A 22,067-nucleotide genomic window follows, 5' to 3' on the forward strand; every position below is an offset into this window, starting at 1 on the left:
GTCGAAACATGACCGTTGCCGATTTCACCCTCGTCAACTGTGACCTGCCCCTTCTCGGTATCGATGGGCTGCATGCCATTTCGGTGGCGAACGGCACCATAACGGCAGTCGAGCCGATGGTCGCGCACCGCCCCGTGAGCAACGCCGCGGTGTTCGATGCGCATGGCCGCTCCGTCATCCCCGCCTTCACCGACGCACACGTACACCTCGTGGAGTCGGGCGTGGAACTCGCGCGATGCGACCTGTCTGCCACTGGCTCTCGCGATGAGGCGCTCGCCCGAATCGCCGACTACTGTGCACACTCCGACGCCGACTGGGTCATTGGTCGCGGGTGGTCACTCGATCACTTCGAGGACACCGGCCGCATGCTCGGCGAACTCGATGCGATCACCGGAGCACGCCCGGCATATCTCGCCAACAAGGACGGGCACAGCGCCTGGGTGAACTCCGCGGCGCTGGCTCGGGCCGGCGTCGACGATCGCACTGCAGACCCGGCCGGAGGGCGCATCGAGCGCGATGCCGACGGCCGAGCGGTCGGGCTGTTGCACGAGTCGGCCATGCAGTTGGTCTCCGAGCTGATGCCGCCGATGGACGAGGCGACCCGCCTGGCCGGCCTGCGGGCGGGCCAGAAGCACCTGTTGGCGCTGGGAGTGACGGGCTGGCAGGAGGCGATCGTCGGCGATTTCGTCCCCACCACCAACGTCTTCGGGACCTATCTCACGGCGTTGGAGCGTGGCGAGATCGTCGGGCAGGCGACCGGCAACCTCTGGCTCCCCCGCGAGCATCCCGAGCAGGCGCTGCCGGAGTTCATTGCGGCCCGCGAACGAGTCGCGCCGAACGATCACCTAGCGCTGAACGGGGTGAAGGTGATGTACGACGGCGTCTGCGAGACGTTCACCGCGGCCATCTCGCAGCCGTACACCGATGACACGCAGACGAACTCCGGGCTCACCTTCTTCGAGCCGGCCCAACTCACACCGATCATGCGTGACATCGACCGTGCCGGATTCGACATTCACGTGCACGCCATCGGTGACCGGGCGACCGACGAGATCCTCACCGTGTTCGAGAGCTTCATGCGCGGTGCACCCACCCGCGATCACCGCCACCAGATCGCGCATCTGCAGATCACCAACTCTGCGCTCATCGACCGCATGGCGGCGCTCGGCATCATCGCCAACGTTCAGCCCTTCTGGGCGCAGTCGGATGCTCAAATGACGCAGATGACACTGCCCTATCTCGCGGAATCGCTTCGCGCCACTCAGTATCAGTTCCGCTCCATGGCGCGCGCCGGCGTATCGCTGGCCTTCGGCAGCGATTGGCCCGTGACAACACCCAACCCCATGGACTGGATCCACGTCGCCGTCAACCGCGACTATCCCGGGGAAACCGATGGCCCGTTCCTGCCGGAGGAGGCCCTGTCAGTCCGGATGGCGTTCGAAGCGGCCACCAGCGGTGCGGCCAGGGCGGCACGCCAGGATGCACGCGGTGTGATCGAGCCCGGTCGGCAAGGCGATCTCGTGGTGCTCGACCGCACTCTGGCCGAGGTGCCCGACGAGGAACTCCACGACGTCGCGGTTGCCGCCACGATCGTGCGGGGCGACGTCGTCTTCGAACGCGGCGCAGTCACGCCGGCCGCCCGGTGATGGCTACAGCCCGGCGAAGCGCTCCTTGACCTGCTCGTCGGTCAACCCGTAGTCCGACAGCGAGTAAGTGTGCTTGGGCGCGCGGGGACCCTTCTGGCTCTCCGCGTGACTGTGGACGATCGCCGTGCGAGCCTCGTCGGTGAACCCGATGCCGAAGTGCTCATAGATGCCCTCGACGGCCGCGACCGGATCCTTGACGAACTCGAAGTAGTCGACATCGCAGAACTGAGCCGGGTCATGATCGGCCCGAACATCGTTGAACCGCTTGAGGCCTCGCGACCACGTCTCCAGGGCGTCCGCACCGATCTGGGCGCCGGTGAACGAGTTGGACCAGCCCGCCGTGGTGTGCTGCGCCAACGAGCACATGGACGCCATGATGGTCTCCGCCGGCCGGTGACACTGCACCACCAGCGCATCCGGGTACGTCTGCATCAACGCGTCGAGCGCGAATAGATGGCTCGGATTCTTGAGAACCCAGCGCTTCTCCGGATCGTTGAGACCGATCAGCTGCAGGTTCTTGCGATGCCGCAGATAGGATTTCGTCCAGTCTTGACCGGCCAGCCACTTCGAGTACGTGGGCAGGTGCGCCAACGTCTCGTAGGACACCGAGTGCAGCGACTGACGCAGCAACTGCCAGCACTCCTCCACCTCATCGGCGGTCATGTAGTGCAGGCCCGTGTAGTCCGGGTCCTCCGCGTGAGCCTTGCTGAACTGGGCGTCCAGCTGGGCGAACACCGGGTTCTGCGACCAGGTTTCGCGCGGTGGCCGGGGCTGCGGGAACTCCGCGAGCCATAGTTCCAGCCCCTGGTGGCGTGGGTCCGCGGTGAGCAGGCGGTGGATCACCGTGGTGCCGGTGCGCGGCAGCCCGGTGACGAAGATGGGCCGCTCGATCGGCACATCGACGTGCTGCGGATACTGCGCGAATGCCGCCTCGGACACCAGCCGGGCGACGAGCGCGTTGCGCACGAAGAACCGGTTCATCTTGCTGCCGAGTTCGGTCAGGTCGGCGTCACGCCTGAAGGACTCCAGAAGCACGCCGAGTGCCTCACGGTAGTTGTCGTCGTCGACACCGAAGTCGTCGAGACCGCAGGCCTTGGTTGCCGACGCGTGCAGGTCGTCGACGGTTCCGACGTCGGTGCGTGCCGGGTTGTTCATCAGGCCTTGTACTCCCCACAGTTCACGTCGAGCGCCTGGCCCGTGATTCCGCTGGACAGGTCGCTGGCCATGAAGAGGATGGCCGAGGCCACCTCATCCTCGGTCGGCAGCCGCTTGAGGTCGGACGCCGCCGCGGTGGCCTTGTAGATCTCGTCAACGGTGGTGCCGTACTTGCCCGCCTGGTGGTTGAAGTAGCTCTCCAGCGTGCCACCCCAGATGTAGCCGGGCAGAATGGAATTGACCCGGATGCCCTGATCGCCCAGCTCGGTGGCCAGCGACTGCGACATCGCGAGCAGTGCGGACTTCGCCATCTTGTAGGCGCCGTACTTGGCCTGCGAGTGCCGCACGACCATCGAGTTGACGTTCACCACGGCGCCGTTGGCCTCGGCAAGCGCCGGCGTGAAGCCCTGGATGAGGCGCAGCGCGCCGAACACCGTGAGTTCGATCGCGTCCCGCATGTGCTCGAACGTGGTGTCGGCCAACGGCCTCATCGACGGCACCCGGAACGCGTTGTTGATCAGCACGTCGACCTTGCCGTAAGCCTTCAGCGCCTCCTCGACGAGGTTGTTCACCTGGGCATCGTCGGTGATGTCGGTACCGACCGAGACCGCCCGTCGCCCGAGATCGGTGACGGTCTTCGCCACGTCCTCGAGCCGTTCGACGGTCCGCGCCGCGAGCACCAGGTCGGCCCCCTCCTCGGCACATCGTCGCGCCAGCGTCGTACCCAGCGCGGGTCCGACGCCACTGATCACGACGACCTTGTCCTTGAGAATGCCACCCACGGCTAGCCCACCATCCTGTCGCCAATTTGCTTCTGGCGTAGCGCGATACGCGCGCGCCAGTCTTCCTCGGAGATCTTGTTCGCCTCGTGGTACGGCAGCGCCGCGGCCACCTGTTCGATGTCGACCAGTTCCATCGTCGGGCCGTCGGCCTCGGTCAACTCACGCGAGACCCGCTGCCACCGGAACTGTAGGTAACCCTTGCCGTGGCCCAGCGTCTCGCACCAGTTCGTCACGCCGGGGTTGGCGTCGGACACGACGATGCGGATCTTGCCGTCCGGGTCGGCCTGCATCTGGGTGCCGTTGAGCGAGGTCTGGTGGTTGATGTAGTCCAGCGAGATGTACCACAGGCTGCCCAGCTGGAAGCCCAGGTACGGCGCGTCGGTGACCGGCAGCGTGATGACGATGGCCTGGTCGGGTTTCAGGTCGAAGTGCCCGACCGACGAGTACTGGGTGGCCAGCCCGCCCGGGGTCAGCCGCGGGGCGGTCAGCGTGTTGACGGGCAAGTCGTCGTAGAACCACTTCGGGAACTGCAACCACGTCTTGACGCGCTGAACGAGCTGCTTACCGGCCACGGCGTAACGCTTCTCGATGAGTTCCTTGGTCAGCGGCGGCGGCGCGGTGCCCTCGGTGTCGGTGCGCGCGATGGCGAAGGAGCCGCGGTGCGCTGACCAGTCGTTGTACACCTCGCGGATGACGAGCTGGGCCGGACTGGTGGGCGTGAATCGCCACTCGAAGGTGCCGTCTGCGGCGATGTCGAGCTTGCGGTCGTCGAATGCCGTCTCGCTATCGGGCACGTTGTCGTCGGTGTACTCACCGCCGAGCAGCTGGAAGCTCACGTCGGTGGTACTGCCGCGCCTGCCCGTGACGACGTACTCGCGGTTGGCCTGCACCCGGGTGCCGAAGTACATCGTGTCCGGGTTGTCCAGGCCCATCTTGGTGAACGGCCCTGTCCCCTCGTGGAGGAACGGGTGGTCGCGGTCGTAGTCGAACGCGACGTGCGTGCACGCGGCGATGCAACCTGCCAGGTACTGGAGCCCCTCGATGAGGTCGGCCTCGGACTCGATGAATGGTGCCGTCGTGACGAGGTGCTCTGCCTCGGCGATGGCGTCGACCAACGGTTGTGAATACATACGGATTGCTGCCTCCGTGATCGTCTGCCCGACTCCTCCGCGGCTTCGTTTCTCGCAGCATCGTCGTCTTCGGCGGTTCAATATTGGACCGTGCTGGTAGAGTTTCTGACCTGAGAGTAGAACGCGTTCTAATCTCAGTCAACGTTCCAGTGACGGGTAGGTGCAGCATGGACGGCGAATCCGGCCGGGCGTCTCCACCCACCACACGCGTGGTCACCGTCCTCGAGTTCCTGGCCCGCCATCCCCACGACCGCTTCGGTCTCTCCGAGCTGGCCCGCCGTGCAGGGGTGAGCAAGCCGACCTGCCTGGGCATCGTCACGACGCTCGCCGCCTCCGGGTACCTGGTTCGCGACGCGCAGGACAAGACCTACCGACTGGGTCCCGCACTGATCACGCTGGGACACAAGGCCCAGGAGTCACTGCGCGTGAGCCCGGCCGCGCGTGACGAACTGGGTCGGTTGTCCGCTCGCTTCCGGGTGGCCGCCGCGCTGTCCGGAGTGATCGACGATCGCATCACGCTGATCGAGTTGGTGGAGCCGCCCGGTTTCCGCGCCGGCGTGGAGGTCGGCCAGAGCTACCCCTTCGCACCACCGGTCGGGCTGATGTTCGTGCTCTGGGATGACGAGGCGCTACGCGACTGGCTCGCCAAGGAGCCCACCGTGCCGCTGCGCACGAAGACCGCTCAACTCAACCGGGTGATCGAGAACTGCCGCGCAGACGGATATCTGGTGGAATGCCTGACGCCGGGAGGCAGACGGCTGTACGCGTTGATGGCTGGGATGTCGACGACGAACCTGCCCGACGAGTTGCGCGCGCTACTTGGCGAACTGGTGTCCGATATCGGCGAACGGGTGTATCTGCGCGACGAGAGTCCGCGTGGTCGCACGCCGCACGACATCAGCGTCATCTCCGCGCCGGTGTTCGACCATCACCAGCGCCAGGTCATGGTCGCCTCACTGCATATCGGAAAGGCCTTGACCGACAAAGAGATCACCGAGCGCGCCCAGGCGCTAGCGGCAACGGCCGACGAGTTGACCAAACAACTCGGCGGAATCAAGCCGCAGCGCCCAGCCCACTCGCCTCAGTAGTTGTTACAGCTGCCGAAGATCTGCTGCATCAAGCCAAGGTACTGCTGATTTCCCGGCACACTCATGATCATCGCGGCCATCTGTTGACGTTGATCGGGCGGCGCCCCGAGGAACTGCCGCAAATACCCCTGCGACTGCGATGATCCGCTGAACTGCGCGGCAGCCGCCGGGTCCTGAGCATTCGCCGCCGACATCACCTGCTCGTAGCTGCAGGTTGTGTTGACCATTGGCCCCAGATCAGGTTCGGCGGCCGCGAGTCCGGCCCCGGCTGTCAACGACAACGCCACACCGCCGACCACGGCGGCAATTCTGCTCAATGACAGTGCAATCATGTGAAAACCTCCCCCAAGGCGCACTTTAATCCGTCGGCTCGAACTCTTCCGGGGTTTCGCAACGCCTCAGCGCTCATCCTTGGGCAGCAGGAGTTCACGCACCACCGGCCGGGGGCCTGTCGGCTGAAGGAGTGAACTGGCGGGGCGCTGGCGCACCCGTTGCGGCCACCAGAACCAGCGTCCCAGCAACGCGGCGATCGAGGGTGTCATGAGCGCGCGCACCACCAGGGTGTCCAACAACAGACCGATACCGATGGTGGAACCCACCTGCCCGATGATGCGCAGGTCGCTGGCCAACATCGACATCATGGTGAAGGCGAACACCAGACCAGCGGACGTCACGACCTTGCCGGTGCCGCCCATCGCCCGGATGATGCCGGTGTTTATCCCGGCACCTATCTCCTCTTTCATCCGCGACACCAGCAGCAGGTTGTAGTCGGAACCGACCGCCAGAAGGATGATCACAGACATCGCGAGGACGAGCCAGTGCAGGTGGATGCCGAGGATGTGCTGCCAGATCAGCACCGACAGCCCGAACGCCGCGCCCAGCGACACCGCCACCGTGCCGACGATAACCAGCGCGGCCACAAGGCTTCTCGTCACTATCAACATGATGATGAAGATCAGACACAGCGCGGCGACTCCCGCGATCAAGAGGTCGTAGGTGGAGCCGTCGCGCATGTCCTTGAACGTCGCCGCGGTCCCCGCAAGATAGACGTGGGCGTTCTCCAGCGGTGTCACCTTGAGTGCCTCCACGGCGGCGCTCTGCACCGCGCCGACCTGCGCGATACCCTCGGGCGTCGCGGGATCGCCCCTGTGCGAAATGATCAAGCGCACCGACTTCCCGTCCGGTGAGAAGAACAAGTTCATGGCGCGTTTGAAGTCGGCATTCTCGAAGACCTCGGGGGGCAGGTAGAAGGAGTCGTCGTTCTGCGCGGCGTCGAAAGCCCTGGCCATTTCGCTGGAGTCCGCACTCGACTCGTCCATGAGCTCAAAAGTGCCCGACATGGTGCTGTACATCGTCAGCATCATGTTCCGCATTGTCTTCATCATCGCAATCATCGGCGGGAACTGCGCCAACAACTGCGGCATGATCGCGTCCAGTCGATCGAGACTTCCGACGAGACCCTGCAATTTGTCGCTGACGTCATTGATACCGTCGACGGCGTCATACAAGGATCGGAAGGCCCAACAGATGGGAATGTCGTAGCAGTGCGGTTCCCAGTAGAAATAGTTGCGGATCGGTCTGAAGAAATCGTCGTAATCCGCAATGGACTGCCGCAACTCGTTCGTGAGAATCTCCAGCTGATGCGCGTTGCGCACCATATCGTGGGTCGCATTGATGAGCTTTTGCATCACGCCGTACATGTCTTGCATGATGTTCGTCATCTTCGTCAGGCCGTCGGCCTGGACGAGTAAGTCCTTCATGCGATCCTTCTGAAACGGCAAGACCTGCTTCTGACTCGCGCTCTGCAGGCTGAGTAGAAACGGTATCGACGTTTGTTCAATCGGCGTTCCCTCAGGTCGAGTTATGCCCTGCACCCTGGAAATTCCGGGAACCGCGAAGACAGCCTTGGCCAGTTTGTTCAAGACCAAGAGGTCTGCCGGGTTACGCATGTCGTGGTCGGACTCGACCAACAGAATGTCGGGCATCATTCGCGACTGCGGAAAATGTCTGTCCGCAGCCGCGTAACCGACATTGGAGGGGATGTCCTTGGGCAGGTACATTCGGTCGTCATAGCTGGTCGTGTAACCCGGCAGCGCCAATAGGCCGATAAGCGCGATAACGCATGCGGTGAGGAGAATGGGCGCGGGCCACCGGACGATAGCTGTGCCCAGCCGCCGCCATCGACGGACGTTGATCTTGCGCTTGGGCTGGAACAGCCCTAAACGGCCACCTACCGCGAGAACCGCGGGAATCAGCGTCACGGCCACCGCAACCGCGACGACCATCGCCACAGCAGTGGGCGCACCCAGCGTCTGGAAGTAGGGCAATCGGGCGAAGCTCAGGCAGTAGATCGCTCCGGCGATGGTCAGGCCCGAGGCCAAGACCACCTTCGCAACGCTGCGATATGTTGTGTAGAAAGCGGTTTCGAGGTCTTGGCCGGCCTGACGCGCCTCCTGATAGCGCCCCGTGAAGAAGATCCCGTAGTCCGTTCCGACCGCGATCCCCAGCGATACCAACAGATTAACGGCAAATGTCGAAAGCCCGATGATCTCGTGATCGCCGAGAAGCGCGACGGCTCCGCGGGCCACCTGCACCTGTATCCCCACCATGACCAGAAGGAGGATGGCGGTGGCAACCGATCGGTAGACAAGAACCAGCATCGTGAAGATCACCGCGAGAGTCACCACGGTGATTCTGATGATGGAGTGATCGCCGGCATGGTTCATATCGGTCACCAAAGGTGCTGGGCCAGTGACATATGCCGTGACCCCCGGCGGCGGCGAGGCCCGTTCCACGATGTCCCGGACGGCCTCCACTGACTGGTTCGCCAGGGCCTCGCCCTGGTTGCCTGCGAGGTTCAACTGGACATACGCGGCCTTACCATCAGCGCTCTGCACACCCGTCGCGGTGAGCGGATCTCCCCAGTAATCCTGCACATGCTCCACGTGCGTCGTATCGGCTCGCAACTCACGAACCAAATCGTCGTAATAACGGTGCGCACCGTCGTCGAGAGGACGCTGGCCCTCTATGACGATCATCGCCACACTGTCGGAACTGGATTCCTCGAAGCTCTCCCCCATCCGCTGCATCGCCTCGAACGACGGCGCGTCCCTGGGCACCAGCGATACGGAGAACTCCCGTCCAACCTGTTCCAGCGACGGAATGACAAAAGTCACGAGACCGACGATCACCAGCCACCCGAGAATGATTGGCACGGCCAGCCTGTGGATCGTCCGCGCAACGAACGGCGGACGGTTGGCTGTGCGCTCGCCGCTCATGCTGCCTTCATCTACGGTGAACGTTCTTCTTGACCCAATAGAAGGGCACGGACCAGCGGCCGGGGGCCCGTCGAGCGAAGTAGCGAACTGGCGGGCCGCGGACGCACCCGTAGCGGCCACCAGAACCAGCGCCCCAGCAGCGCGGCGATCGAGGGCGTCATGAACGCACGCACCACCAGGGTGTCGAACAACAGACCGATACCGATGGTCGACCCGACCTGACCGATCGTGCGCACATCGCTTGCCAGCATCGACATCATCGTGAAGGCGAACACCAGACCCGCGGCAGTCACGACCTTTCCGGTACCACCCATTGCCCGGATGATGCCGGTGTTTATCCCCGCGCCCACTTCCTCCTTCATCCGTGACACCAGCAGCAGGTTGTAGTCAGAGCCGACGGCCAGAAGAATGATCAGAGCAATTGCCTGCACGAGCCAGTTCAATTCGATGCCGAGGATGTGCTGCCAGATCAGCACCGACAGCCCGAAGGCCGCGCCAAGCGACACCGCAACCGTGCCCACGATAACCAGCGCGGCGACAAGGCTTCGGATCATGATCAGCATGATGATGAAAATCAGGCAGAGCGCAGCGACTCCCGCGATCAAGAGATCGTATCGGGATCCGTCCACCTGATCCTTCGCCATGGCCGCGCTGCCCGTTATGGAGATCCTGGCACTCTCCAATGGAGTTCCCTTGAGACCCTCCTCCGCGGCGGTTCGTATCGGATCGACTCGCGCGATCCCCTCCGGCGTTGCGGGATCGCCGCGTTGCGAAATGAGCATTCGCATCGACTTTCCGTCCGGCGACACGAACACATTCATGACTCGTTTGAAATCCTTGTTCTCGAAGATCTCCTTGGGCAGGTAGAACGAGTCATCATTGCGTGCCGCATCAAAATCCTTGCCCATGGCGGTGGCGTTCTGGCTCGAGTCCTCCATCTGGGTGAATACTCCCGACATGGTGCTGTGCATGGTCAGCATCATGGTCCGCGTGCTCTCCATGGTGGCGATCATCGACGGGAACTGAGCGAGCAGCTGCGGCATGAGCGCATTCAGCTGGTCGAGGTTCTGGACGAGATCATCCATCTTCTGGCTGATCCGATCGACGCCGTCCAGGGCATCGAACAGGGACCTTATGGACCAGCAGACGGGAATATCGAAACAGTGCGGCTCCCAATAGAAGTAATTGCGAATCGGCCTGAAGAAATCATCGAAGTCCGCAATGTGATCACGCAGCTCGTTCGTGACGTCCTCGAGTTCGTGCGTTTGACGAACCATGTCATTCGTCGTACTGGCAAGCCTTTGCATCAGACCGTACATACGCTGCATCACGTCTATTGTCTTGGACAATTCGTCGGCCTGCGTGAGCATATCCTCCATACGGGCCTTTTGAAATGGCAGGAGTTGCAGTTGACTGGCGTTCGACATGCTGATCATGAACGGTAATGTGGTGTGCTCGAGTGGAGTGCCCTCGGGCCGAGTCACCGCCTGAACTCTGGAGATTCCGGGAACGGCAAGAACGCTCTTGGCCAATTTGTTCAACACCAGGAAATCCGCCGGGTTACGCATATCGTGATCGGCCTCGACCAACAAAATGTCGGGCGACACCATCAGCGACTGAGGAAAGTGCCGGTCAGCCGCCGCATACCCCTCATTGGCGGGAATGTCCTTGGGGAGATACTTCTGATCGTTGTAGCCGGGTTGGTAGGCCGGCAGCGCCAGCAGGCCGATAAGTGACACGGCGATCGTCGTCAGAAGGATGGGTGCGGGCCACCGCACGACCGCCGTACCCACCCGCCGCCATCGACGGACGATGATCTTCCGCTTCGGCTCGAACAGCCCAAAACGGCTTCCCACCGCAAGAACCGCGGGAATCAACGTCAGCGCCACAGCAACCGCGACGATCATTCCCAAGGCGCAGGGAACACCCAGGGTCTGAAAATAGGGCAACCTGGTGAAGGTCAGACAGAAGACAGCTCCGGCAATCGTCAGGCCCGAGGCCAGGACCACCTTCGCCACGCTGCGATATGTGGTGTAGAAGGCCGTTTCCCGGTCCTCGCCAGCCTGACGCGCCTCCTGATACCGCCCGGTGAAGAAGATGCCGTAGTCGGTGCCAGCCGCGATTCCGAGCGTCACCAGCAGGTTGACGGCGTAGGTGGACAGACCGACCCACCCCTGGTCACCGAGAAATGCCACCACTCCTCGGGCAACCTGCAGCTGCAACCCCACCAGGATCAACAGAATGATGGCGGTGGCAACGGAGCGGTAGAAGAAGAGCAGCATCGTGAAGATCACCGCGAGGCTCAGCCCAGTGACCAGCAGGACCGTCTTATTGCCGCTCTGGCTCAGGTCCGCGATGAGGGCCGCGGGGCCGGTGACATAGGCCTTGACCCCCGGCGGCGGTGGCGTCCGGTCAACGATGTCCCGGACGGCTTGCAGGGACTCGTTGGCCAAACCCTGGCCAAGATCACCCGTGAGGCTCATCTGGACGTATACGGCCTTACCGTCGGAGCTCTGCGCCGCGCCAGCCGTAAGCGGATCCCCCCAGAAATCCTGCACGTGCTGCACATGCGCGGTGTCGGCCTTCAACTGCCGGATCACGTCGTCGTAATAGCGGTGTGCGTCATCGCCCAGGGGTTGCTGTCCCTCCAAGACGATCATCGCCACACTGTTTGACGTGGATTCCTCGAAGCTCACACCCATGCGGTGCATCGCCTCGAATGACGGCGCATCGTTCGGAATCATCGATACCGAACGCTCTTTCTCAACTTGCTCCAGCGGGGGGACGGTCGCGCCGAGGACATAGGCGATCACCAACCACCCGAGGATTACGGGAATCGCCAGCCGACGGATCATCCGCGCTATGAACGGCGGATTGACGCTCGTCGGCTGGCTGGTCATGCGGCCTTCAGCTGGCAGAAGGTGAACGCACTCGCCCCTTGCCTGACTCGCTCCGCTTTGACCTCATCGCCCACGGTGATGCGGCAGCCGATGCTGTCGCTGTTGCCCTGCGCGACGATATTGGCCATGGCGGTCGCCTTGGTCATTGCGAACTGATACGACCACGGCAGGCTTGCTCCCTCGACGAAACGCGGCTCCGAGTCGCCGTCGAAATAGCTGATACTCGCCACCGTCCCGGGCGGCCCGAAGACCTCGTAGACCAGCTGCTTGGGGTTGTAGGGCTGACGCTCCTCGGTTTCGGTGTCGGAGTAGGCCGCGCGATTCTCAGAACCGAATACGCCGTGCAGCCGGGACACAGTGAAGCCCCCAACCGCGAGCACCACCGCTATCAGCAGCGGAATCCACAGCCGCCTCAGAACCCCCAAGATTGCGAACCCCCTACATCCGAATTCCAGGCTCGGACCACGAAAACTGCTCCAGCCGGCGATGCCCATAGGCCGCGCTGCGCCGACGCCTCGAATGCTGTGAGCACCCGAGGCCAGCCGTGTGGGGGATCACGGCAAACGTGCAACGCCTCGGATAGCGCAATCCGAACCTGACGAGTAAAACATGAAGGCCCCCCTCCATATCAGTTCATTTCCCCACTGTGATATGGGATCGTAATACATTCAACCTTCACCCAGACGAGGAACGGAAGGTTTAAGCCGGTCGCAACCGACCGCAGAAAACTGTGTATTCGCTACCTAGACGCTGCGGATTGCATACCGCTGACACCGGTCGATCACACTGGCCATGCGCGGCGCTATCCGACGTCAATGATGCTGGCGCCCAGAGCCTTACGGTTGATGGGACTGCGCTCGCCCAGTAAGTGCCGCGACACACTCGGCCAACCGCACCGTCGACTCCGGCGCTCAGGTGCGGCGAGCGCTCCAGAAGCTGCGCGGTTCTAGCACCGCCAGTTTGGACGCGTCCGCTCATCGCGTCCCCGGAGGCCGTCGTCAAAGAAGTCAAGAATCGCCGAGTTGACCGCTTGTGGCCGTTCGAGGAAACCCAGATGACCCGTGTCAGCAATTTCGAGATAGCTCCCATTCGGAAGCGCCTGTGCGACCTCCGCGCCAAGGTGCGGGGGCATCACGAGATCGTCGGAGAATCCGATCACCAGCACACGTGCGGTGATCGATGCGTAGGCAGGCAATCGATCGTGCTCCGGCGCCACGCCATACTGGGCGCGAGTGCCTGGGGTCGGTTTTGCGGGCCACATCGTGAAGGTGTCGATCCAGTCTCGAACGGACTTGTCATCGTTCAAGGTCTTCGGTGAAAAGCTGCCAAGCAAACGACGCTTCGCCTCATAGGACGGCGGTAGAGCAACACCGGAGTCGAGGAGATCCTGTTCGGCTGTGCGACAGAACTCGCGCATCCGATCGTGGCGCCCGCGGGTCGCCATCAACGCGGCCTGCCGCACCAGTTCGGGCCGGGCCAGCATGAGCTCCTGTGCGATGTATGCACCCATGGAGACGGCCACGAGGCGTACGGGAGCGACGTCGAGCCTCTCGATCAACTCCGCCGTGTCGGCGACCATTGTCTCCGTTGAGAAGCCGTCAGCGGTCGCCGTCGCACCCACTCCCCGGTTGTCGAACGTGATGACCCGGTATCCGGCGTCCAGGAAGGCTGGCACCTGATGGAGATCCCAGGTGCGTCCAACGCCGCCTTGACCGGCAATGAACAGCACCGGTTCGCCCTGGCCACGGTCATCGCAGGCCAAATTCAATTCCCACCTCACCTCTGGTCCGACTAGGCGTCCAAGCGGTCGAACTGACCGTGCCGATACTGCTCCACACACGCCGCACGCCTGACTTTGCCACTCGTGGTGATCGGTATCGCCCCACGCGGCACCAGAACTAGGTCGGCGACGCCAAGACTGTGCGAGTCGAATATCGCCGAGGTCACCTCACGCTTGACGACCGAGAGCTTGTCCATGGACTCCTGGTGGGACCCACCCCGCAGCGCGGCTTCGATGATGACGACGAGCTTCTCGGTGGAGCCGTCCGGAACGGCTATGGCCGCGCACCGGCCACCCGAGATCTCCTGAATCGTCGCCTCGATATCGTCGGGAGAGTGGTTGCGCCCGTACACGATCAACAAATCCTTGATCCGGCCGATCACGAACAGGCCGCCATCGAAGACACACCCCAGGTCCCCTGTGCGTAGCCACGGCCCCTCGGGTGTGCCATCCGTCGACGCGACAAGCCGTCCACCGAACGTGGCCTCGGTCGCGTCAGGTTTCCGCCAATAGCCGGCGGCCACGTTGTCACCGTGCACCCAGATCTCGCCAACGGTTCCGGCCGGGCATTCGACGCGTGTCTCTGGGTCGACTATGCGGATCATCGGTGACTGCGGTATATCATACCTGACCAGCGGCGTCCCACCGTCGCCCGCACACCGTTGCGCCGTGCCGGCCGACAGCTTCTCGGATTCGAAGCGCACGATGGCCGCGGGCTCCTCGGATGCGTCGGTCGCCACATAGACCGTTGCCTCCGCGAGGCCATATGACGGTCGAATCACCGCTTCACGCAGGTTGAACGGGGCGAAGCGCTGGGTGAACCGCTTGAGCGTTGCCGGGTGCACCCGTTCACTACCGGTGATGATGACCAGCACATCGGAGAGATCAAGCCCGGCCAAGTCATCGTCGGTCGTCTTTCGCGCCGCCAACTCAAACGCGAAGTTCGGTGCGGCCGAGTAAGCGCGACTGTTGCTCGCCAGGAGTTGCATCCACCGGGCCGGTCGCTGCAGGAACGCCATCGGGCTCATGAGCACAGCGGTAACCCCCGAGAGAACCGGTGCGCAGACCCCCAGATACAAACCCATATCGTGATAGAACGGCAGCCAGGACACGATTGTGGCGCCTGGCGGAGCGAGGCCTCCGTAGTCGGCGAAGTAGCCGGACATCACCTGTTCGAAATTGGCCATCAGGTTTCTGTGCGACATCATCACGCCGGCCGGCTGCCGGGTCGAACCAGATGTGTACTGCAAATACGCTGTGTCCGTGCGACTCTCGCCTCCGGCGAACGAGCCCGCCGGAGTGGCGTAATCAAGCAGGTCGACCTCGACGATCGACGGCGTGGATGCACCGGATTCGGACCTGACGTACTCGGCTACGGCGCCGCCGACGGGGGACGTGGTCAGAATGACCGACGGCGATGCATCCCCCAGCACCGAACTCACGCGTTCATCGCTGACGCCGCCGAGCGGAACTGACAATGGCACCGCGATCAGTCCCGCCTGCATCGCACCGAGAAAGGCGACCATGTAGTCCAGCCCCTGGGGGGCCAGGATCACAGCGCGGTCACCCGCCGACCCACACTGCTTGAGTTCCCGCGCAACGCTCAGCGTCCGCCGATACAGCTGGGCGAACGTGAGGCTCTCCGAGACCCCGTTCCAGTCCTGCTCGTAATCGATGAACGTGACCGCCGCATCGTCGCCCTGCAAGCCCGCACGCTCGCACAGCAAATCCAGAATCGTGGTCTCCCCCACGGGCATCAGGGTATCCCGACCATCACGGCCGTATGTCCGGAAAGAACGGCGAATTGCTCGGATTTCAGGACAACCGGGTGTACGCGAACCTAACCTATTGACACCGGCGTAGTTAGCCGGCTCACATCCGGGGGGAGTGAGCCTTGCAGTGGCCAGAGAAGCTGCAGGGCCTGCTGTGAGGAGGGGATTTGTCTCCGTCAGAGACATTGCATCCGTGGAGTTCGGCTCCAAGCGCCTCTTCGCCGACTGCGCACGCCACACCTGTCACTCCGGTAGCCGTCATCGGCATGGCGTGTCGACTTCCCGGCGGTATCGACTCCCCGGAACAGCTGTGGGAGTCACTGCTGCGCGGCGATGACCTAGTTACCGAGATTCCCGCCGATCGGTGGGATTCCGACGACTACTACGACCCGGAGCCTGGGATGCCCGGTCGGTCGGTGTCGAAGTGGGGTGCATTCCTGGACGACGTTGCCGGCTTCGACTTCGAGTTCTTCGGGATCAACGAGCGCGAGGCCACCGCATGCGACCCACAGCACCGGTTGCTGCTGGAAACCTCCTGGGAGGCCATGGAACATGCCGGCATGACCCGGCATGCGATAGCCGACACGCTGACCGGGGTGTTCGTCGGGTTGACGCACGCCGACTACCAATTGTTAGCCGCCGACGCGCACGCCGTGGAGGGCCCGTACGGCTTCACCGGTAACAACTTCAGCCTGGCGTCGGGGCGGGTCGCCCATGCCCTCGGAACCCACGGTCCTGCCCTCACCGTGGACACCGCCTGTTCCTCGGGCCTGACCGCGGTACATCTGGCCTGCCGCAGCCTGCACGAGCAGGAGAGCGAGCTTGCGCTGGCGGGTGGCGCCACGCTGATACTTGACCCGCGGAAATGGGCTTCGGGGTCCGCCGCGGGCATGCTGTCTCCCACCGGACGCTGCCACGCCTTCGACATCGCGGAGGACGGGTTCGTGCCCGGGGAGGGCTGCGTCGTGATCATGCTCAAACGGTTGCCGGATGCGCAGCGGGACGGTGACCGGATCCTGGCCGTGATCCGCGGCACGGCTGTGAATCAGGATGGCCACACGGTGAATATCGCAACACCGTCGCGGCCGGCGCAGGTCGCGGCCTATCGCGAGGCGTTGGCGGCGGCGGGTGTTGACCCCGCCAGCGTGGGCATGGTGGAGACGCACGGCACGGGCACCGCCGTCGGCGACCCCATCGAATACGCCAGTCTGGCCGAGGTATACGGCCTCGACGGTCCATGCGCGCTCGCGGCCGTGAAGACCAACTTCGGACACACCCAGTCGGCATCCGGGGTGCTCGGGCTGATGAAGGCGGTCCTCGCACTGCAGCACGGTGTCATTCCGCAGAATCTGCACTTCACCCGCCTGCCCGACGCGATGGCACAGATCGAGACCAATCTCTTTGTACCGCAGGCCACCACGCCGTGGCCCACGCCGGGTCACACGCCCCGGAGGGCGGCGGTGTCGTCGTATGGGGTGTCGGGAACCAATGTGCACGCCGTACTGGAGCAGGCTCCCGAGATCCACGACACGATGTCATCGACCGCATCGTCACAGGCACCAATGCTCTTTCCGCTGTCGTCCACCTCAGCCGAGGAACTGCGCCGCTCCGCAGGCAGGATGGCCGACTGGCTGCAGAGACACGATGACGTGGCGCTGCCCGATCTGACCTATACCCTGGCACGTCGGCGCGTGCATCGCCCGGTACGCACGGCAGTCATTGCCAGCACCCGATCGCAGCTCACCGAGGCCTTGCGCGGGGTCGCCGACGGCGATACGCCGTATCGGGCGGCCGTCGGGGACGGGATGACCAATCCGGTGTGGGTGTTCTCCGGGCAGGGCTCGCAATGGCCTGCGATGGGTGCGCAACTGCTCGAGACCGAACCCGTGTTCGCGGCGACTGTCGCGCAGGCCGAGCCACTGATCGCCCGCGAGTCCGGGTTCTCGGTGACCGACGCGCTATCACGGCCACAGATGGTGACGGGTGAGGACCGAACACAGCCGACACTGTTCACGATCCAGGTCGGCCTTGCCGCCACCATGAGGGCCTACGGCGTGCGTCCCGGCGCGGTCATCGGGCACTCGCTCGGCGAGGCCGCCGCAGCTGTCGTCGCAGGGGCGCTGTCGCTGGAGGACGGGGTCAGGTTGGTGTGCCGTCGGTCCCGGTTGATGTCGCGCGTCGCCGGTGGTGGTGCCGCGGCGACGGTGGAGCTTCCTGCCAAACAAGTGCTCTCGGAGCTGACCTCCCGAGGCGTCAAAGACGCCGTGGTGGCGGTGGTCACCTCACCCCAATCCACGGTGATTGCCGGCGCCAGGGAACCGGTACACGATCTGGTCGTTGCCTGGGAGCAGCGTCAGGTGACGGCCCACGAGATCTCCGTGGACACCGCCCCGCACTCGCCTCAGGTCGATCCGATCCTCGACGAGCTGACGGACGCGCTCTCGGATCTGTGCCCGATGGCACCAGAAGTCCCGTTCTACTCGGCCACGCTTTTCGACCCGCGCGAGCAACCGGTGTGCGACGCCGCGTACTGGGTGACCAATACACGGCGCATGGTGCGGTTCGCCACGGCGGTACAGGCCGCATTGGAGGACGGCCACCGCATATTCGCCGAGCTGGCACCACACCCGCTTCTCACCCGCGCGCTTGAGCAGACCGCCCACGGCCGCGATATGCCGCTGACAGCTCTGAGCGCTATGCGCCGCGAACAGGTGCTTCCCCACGGGCTGCTCGAATTCGTGGCCGATGTGCACAGTGCGGGCGGCGCAGTCGACTTCTCCATGCAGTGCCCGAGTGGGCGGCTAGTGGACGCCCCGCTGCCGACGTGGACGCACCGAAGGCTGTGGTTGAGCCAGGGGGATCAGCAGTCCCCAACGCATGGCGGTCACACCGTCGCAGTGCATCCGCTGTTGGGGTCGCACGTGCGTTTGCAGGAGGAGCCGGAGCGCCACGTATGGCAGGCCGATGTCAGCACTGCAAGCCAAACCTGGTTGGCTGACTATCAGATTCACGGTGTGGCTGTCCTCCCCGGGGCGGCCTACTGCGAGATGGCACTGGCGGCCGCGCGCACTGTCCTGGGTGAGGCTTCCGAGGTCCGCGATATCCGCTTCGAGCAGCCGCTGTCACTGGGTGGGCACACCACGGTCGACGCCTCTGCGTCACTGTCAACATCGGGTGTCATCGAGTTCACGGTGGAGACGAATCGGGAGAGCGAGCACGCACGACACGCCACGGCAGGTCTGCATGCCGCGCTGGACGAGCAGCCACGTGCACACGACACGTTCGCACTGCTCGCCTCGCACCCACATCGCGAGGACGGCAACGAGGTTCGCAAGCGCGTGGACCAGCATGGTGTCTCCTACGGCACGGCATTCACCGGTCTAACAGCGGTTTACACCGGCGAGGGCCAGATCGGCACCGTTCTCGCTGAGGTCGCGCTGCCCCGCTCGATCCGCTCGGAACGTGACGCTTACGGCGTGCACCCCGCACTGCTGGACGCATGTTTTCAGTCCGTCGAGGCTCATCCACACATCCAGACCATCGGTGGGGACGTTCTCGGCCCCCCATCGGGTGTCCGACGGCTGCGCGCCTACGGCTCGGCCCGCAATGCCCACTACTGCTACACGCGGGTCACCAGCACCGACGACACTGGGATCGAGGCCGATATCGAGGTGCTCGACGAGCACGGGTTCGTCCTACTCGCCGTGCAGGGGCTGCGGTTCGGTACCCGATCCGAGCAGGTTCGCCGCGACCGAACACTCGCCGAGGGGCTGCTGACAATCGAATGGCAGCAACGGACACCGCCCGTGGCGGAGTACGCCGACGCAGGAAGCTGGCTGTTGATCAGCACCAGCGCCACCGAGCCGGACGCGGCGACCGCACTGACCGATGCACTGAAAGTTCGAGGCGCACAATGCGACACACTGCACTGGCCCAAGGACGCCGATCACGCCTCGAATGGCGAGCGGCTCATGAGTCAGCTGCGTTCTGGCGGATTCGCCGGCGTGGTGATCCTCACCGGAGGAAGCGAACCTCGCACCGACTGCGACGCAGGCGACCAACGTCTGCAGAGCAGCGACTACGTGCGGCACCTGGTGCATATCACCCGCGAGCTGCCAGCCATCCACGGCGAGCTACCTCATCTGTACGTTGTGACTCGCAACGCCCACAGCGTATTGGCAAGCGACATACCAAACCTGGAGCAGGCTGGGCTGCGGGGTCTGATCCGGGTGGTCAGCGCTGAGTACCCGCATCTGGGCGCCACTCAGATCGATGTGGACGCGGCCACCGACTCTGCCCAACTCGCGCAGCAACTGCTCAGTGGATCCGAGGAGGACGAAACCGCCTGGCGAGATGGCAACTGGTACATCGCACGGTTGCGCACCACACCGTTGCGTCCCGAAGAGCGACGAAACGTCAGAACCTTCCACGATCGCGACGGGATGCGAATGCAGATCCTCACCCCCGGCGATCTGACGTCGATGGAAATCGTTGCCTGCGAACGGATACAGCCAGGACCGGGGCAGATCGAGGTCGCGGTCACCGCATCCAGTGTCAATATCGCAGACGTGCTGGTCGCCGCCGGCAGCCATCCAGACTGCGACGGGCAGCTGCCAGCACTGGGCACAGATTTCGCCGGGGTGGTGACCGCGCTCGGGCCTGACGTCATCGATCATCAAGTCGGCGACCATGTCGGCGGTCTGTCGCCGGACGGCTGCTGGGGCACGTTCGTCACCTGCGACGCCCGCTTGGCCGTGAAGCTGCCGCCCGGTCTGGCCGACGATCAGGCCGCCGCGGTGACCACCGCCCATGCAACCGCGTGGTACGGCCTCCACAATCTCGCCCACATCGAGGGCGGTGACAAGGTGCTGATTCACTCAGCCACCGGCGGGGTCGGGCAGGCGGCGATCGCGGTCGCCCGCGCCGCCGGTGCGGATATCTTCGCGACCGCAGACAGCGCAGGGCATCGACAACTGCTGCACGACATGGGCATCGAGCACGTGTACGACTCGCACAGCGTTGATTTCGCCGACCAGATTCGTCGCGAGACCGCAGGGTACGGCATCGATATCGTGCTCAACTCGGCAATTGGATCCGCTCAACGAGCGGGATTCGAACTGCTCGCTCTCGGTGGTCGGTTCGTAGATATCAGCCAGCGCGACAGCCACACCGACACCAGGCTGGAGTTGTCCCCATTCCGTCGCAACCTCTCCTTCTACGGGCTTGACCTTGGGTTGATGTCGGTTAGCCATCCTGGGCAGGTGCAGGAGTCGCTGAGGACGGTGTACCGGCTCACCGCAGACGGTGTGCTGCCGATGCCCGAGCGCACGCACTATCCGCTCGCCGACGCCGCCGCCGCTCTGCACCAGATGAGCACCGCCCAGCACACCGGCAAGCTGGTTCTTGACATCCCGCATGCGGGCCGCAGCGATGTGGTGCTACCCCCGGAGCAGGTTCGGGCGTTCCGCCGCGACGGTGCCTACATCATCACCGGCGGCCTTGGCGACCTTGGGCTGTTCTTCGCCCAGAGGCTGGCCGCAGGTGGCTGTGGCCGAATTGTGCTCACCTCCCGGTCTGAGCCCGACCAGAAGACAATGGAGACAATCGAGTTCATCCGCGCGACCGGCGCCGAAGTGGTGGTGGAGTGCGGCGATGTCGGCGAACCGGAAACAGCCCAGCGGGCGGTGGCCGCGGCGACCGGATCCGGGCTCCCCGTGCGCGGTGTGCTGCACGCCGCCAGCGTTATCGACGACGCCACGCTGACCAACATCACCGATGATCTCCTGGAGCAGGAGTGGGCACCGAAGGTGCACGGTGCGTGGAACTTACATGTGGCCACCGTGAGCCAGCCGTTGGATTGGTTCTGCTCGTTCTCCTCGGTGGCGGGGCTCGTCGGCTCGTCCGGCCGTGGCGCCTACGCCGCGGCGAACAGCTGGCTCGATGCGTTCACCATGTGGCGGCGGACTCAAGGTCTACCCGCCACGGCAATCGCGTGGGGCGCATGGGCTCAGATCGGGCACAACACTGCCGCGGCACACGGCGCCGACGTCGCCATTGCACCCGACGACGGCGCCTATGCGTTCGAAGCACTGCTGCGCCACGATCGCCCCTGCACCGGCTACGCGCAGGTTGTGGGCAAACCATGGTTGGCTACCTTCCCCCAGCACAGCGCCTTCACCCAGGCACTCCGCTCCACTGGGCAGAACTCAACAGGATCCGCAAGGTTGCGCGCCCAACTCACCGGACTGCCCCCAGACGAGTGGCCCAGCGTGCTGCGCCATCTCATCGCTGATCAAGCGGGCCTGATCCTGCGTCGCAGCATCGATCCCGACCGCGCGCTCTCCGAGTACGGTCTGGATTCGCTGGGCGCCCTCGAACTACGCACCCGCGTCGAGACCGAGACCGGGGTGCGCATCTCCACCACCGATATCACCACCGTCCACGATCTGGCGGACTTGCTGTGCGAGAGGCTCGTACCCGTGGACGCCACCTGTCGTGTCGGCCAATAGGATTGGGTGACTAGATGAGACTGAACC

At 64.1% G+C, this 22,067-nt stretch carries 12 protein-coding genes; 3 read left to right on the forward strand and 9 right to left on the reverse strand.

The window, feature by feature from the left end; all coding sequences use genetic code 11:
* The first annotated feature begins 8 nt into the window (after positions 1-8).
* On the forward strand, positions 9-1,646 hold the full coding sequence (locus tag ABIA65_RS12820) for an amidohydrolase (RefSeq protein ID WP_354523717.1): 1,638 nt from the start codon (positions 9-11) through the stop codon (positions 1,644-1,646).
* Positions 1,647-1,649: 3 nt separating this feature from the next.
* On the opposite strand, the gene ABIA65_RS12825 is transcribed toward ABIA65_RS12820, so the two are convergent.
* The 3 genes from ABIA65_RS12825 to ABIA65_RS12835 are packed head-to-tail and all read right to left on the reverse strand — an operon-like array spanning position 1,650 to position 4,713.
* On the reverse strand, positions 1,650-2,801 hold the full coding sequence (locus tag ABIA65_RS12825) for a sulfotransferase family protein (RefSeq protein ID WP_354523718.1): 1,152 nt from the start codon (positions 2,799-2,801) through the stop codon (positions 1,650-1,652).
* Positions 2,801-3,583 carry an SDR family oxidoreductase gene (locus ABIA65_RS12830; protein ID WP_241402962.1) on the reverse strand — a complete coding sequence of 261 codons (783 nt, stop codon included), beginning with the start codon at positions 3,581-3,583 and terminating at the stop codon, positions 2,801-2,803. Before ABIA65_RS12830 ends, ABIA65_RS12825 begins: the two co-directional genes overlap by 1 nt.
* Before the next feature lie 2 nt (positions 3,584-3,585).
* Positions 3,586-4,713: a hypothetical protein gene (locus ABIA65_RS12835; RefSeq protein WP_241402961.1), complete on the reverse strand. Its 1,128-nt coding sequence runs from the start codon at positions 4,711-4,713 to the stop codon at positions 3,586-3,588.
* A 167-nt stretch (positions 4,714-4,880) separates the two neighbouring features.
* On the opposite strand from ABIA65_RS12835, the gene ABIA65_RS12840 reads away from it, so the two are divergent.
* Positions 4,881-5,801, forward strand: a complete 921-nt coding sequence (locus tag ABIA65_RS12840; RefSeq protein WP_241402960.1) for an IclR family transcriptional regulator — start codon at positions 4,881-4,883, stop codon at positions 5,799-5,801.
* Here ABIA65_RS12840 and ABIA65_RS12845 read toward each other — a convergent pair.
* From ABIA65_RS12845 to ABIA65_RS12870, 6 genes are all read right to left on the reverse strand, one after another.
* Entirely contained in the window at positions 5,795-6,133 is a 339-nt protein-coding gene (locus tag ABIA65_RS12845) for a hemophore-related protein (protein ID WP_354523719.1), read from the reverse strand. The genes ABIA65_RS12840 and ABIA65_RS12845 overlap by 7 nt on opposite strands.
* Positions 6,134-6,199: 66 nt before the next feature.
* On the reverse strand, positions 6,200-9,079 hold the full coding sequence (locus ABIA65_RS12850) for an MMPL/RND family transporter (RefSeq protein WP_354523774.1): 2,880 nt from the start codon (positions 9,077-9,079) through the stop codon (positions 6,200-6,202).
* An 11-nt stretch (positions 9,080-9,090) separates the two neighbouring features.
* Positions 9,091-11,979: an MMPL/RND family transporter gene (locus ABIA65_RS12855; RefSeq protein WP_354523720.1), complete on the reverse strand. Its 2,889-nt coding sequence runs from the start codon at positions 11,977-11,979 to the stop codon at positions 9,091-9,093.
* Entirely contained in the window at positions 11,976-12,386 is a 411-nt protein-coding gene (locus ABIA65_RS12860) for an MmpS family transport accessory protein (protein WP_241405459.1), read from the reverse strand. Before ABIA65_RS12860 ends, ABIA65_RS12855 begins: the two co-directional genes overlap by 4 nt.
* A gap of 539 nt (positions 12,387-12,925) precedes the next feature.
* Complete coding sequence (locus ABIA65_RS12865; RefSeq protein ID WP_354523721.1) at positions 12,926-13,747, reverse strand: alpha/beta fold hydrolase; 822 nt, start codon at positions 13,745-13,747, stop codon at positions 12,926-12,928.
* 23 nt (positions 13,748-13,770) lie between these two features.
* The gene (locus ABIA65_RS12870) at positions 13,771-15,510 is read right to left on the reverse strand and encodes an AMP-binding protein (protein ID WP_502919548.1); all 1,740 of its coding nucleotides are present in this window, start codon (positions 15,508-15,510) and stop codon (positions 13,771-13,773) included.
* 188 nt (positions 15,511-15,698) lie between these two features.
* Between ABIA65_RS12870 and pks2 the strand changes: the two genes are divergently transcribed.
* Positions 15,699-22,040 (forward strand): sulfolipid-1 biosynthesis phthioceranic/hydroxyphthioceranic acid synthase, encoded by a 6,342-nt coding sequence (gene pks2 / locus ABIA65_RS12875; protein WP_502919549.1) that lies wholly within the window; start codon positions 15,699-15,701, stop codon positions 22,038-22,040.
* Positions 22,041-22,067 lie beyond the last annotated feature (27 nt).

The sequence above is a fragment of the Mycolicibacterium sp. 624 genome (genome assembly GCF_040548615.1).
Lineage (GTDB): Bacteria > Actinomycetota > Actinomycetes > Mycobacteriales > Mycobacteriaceae > Mycobacterium.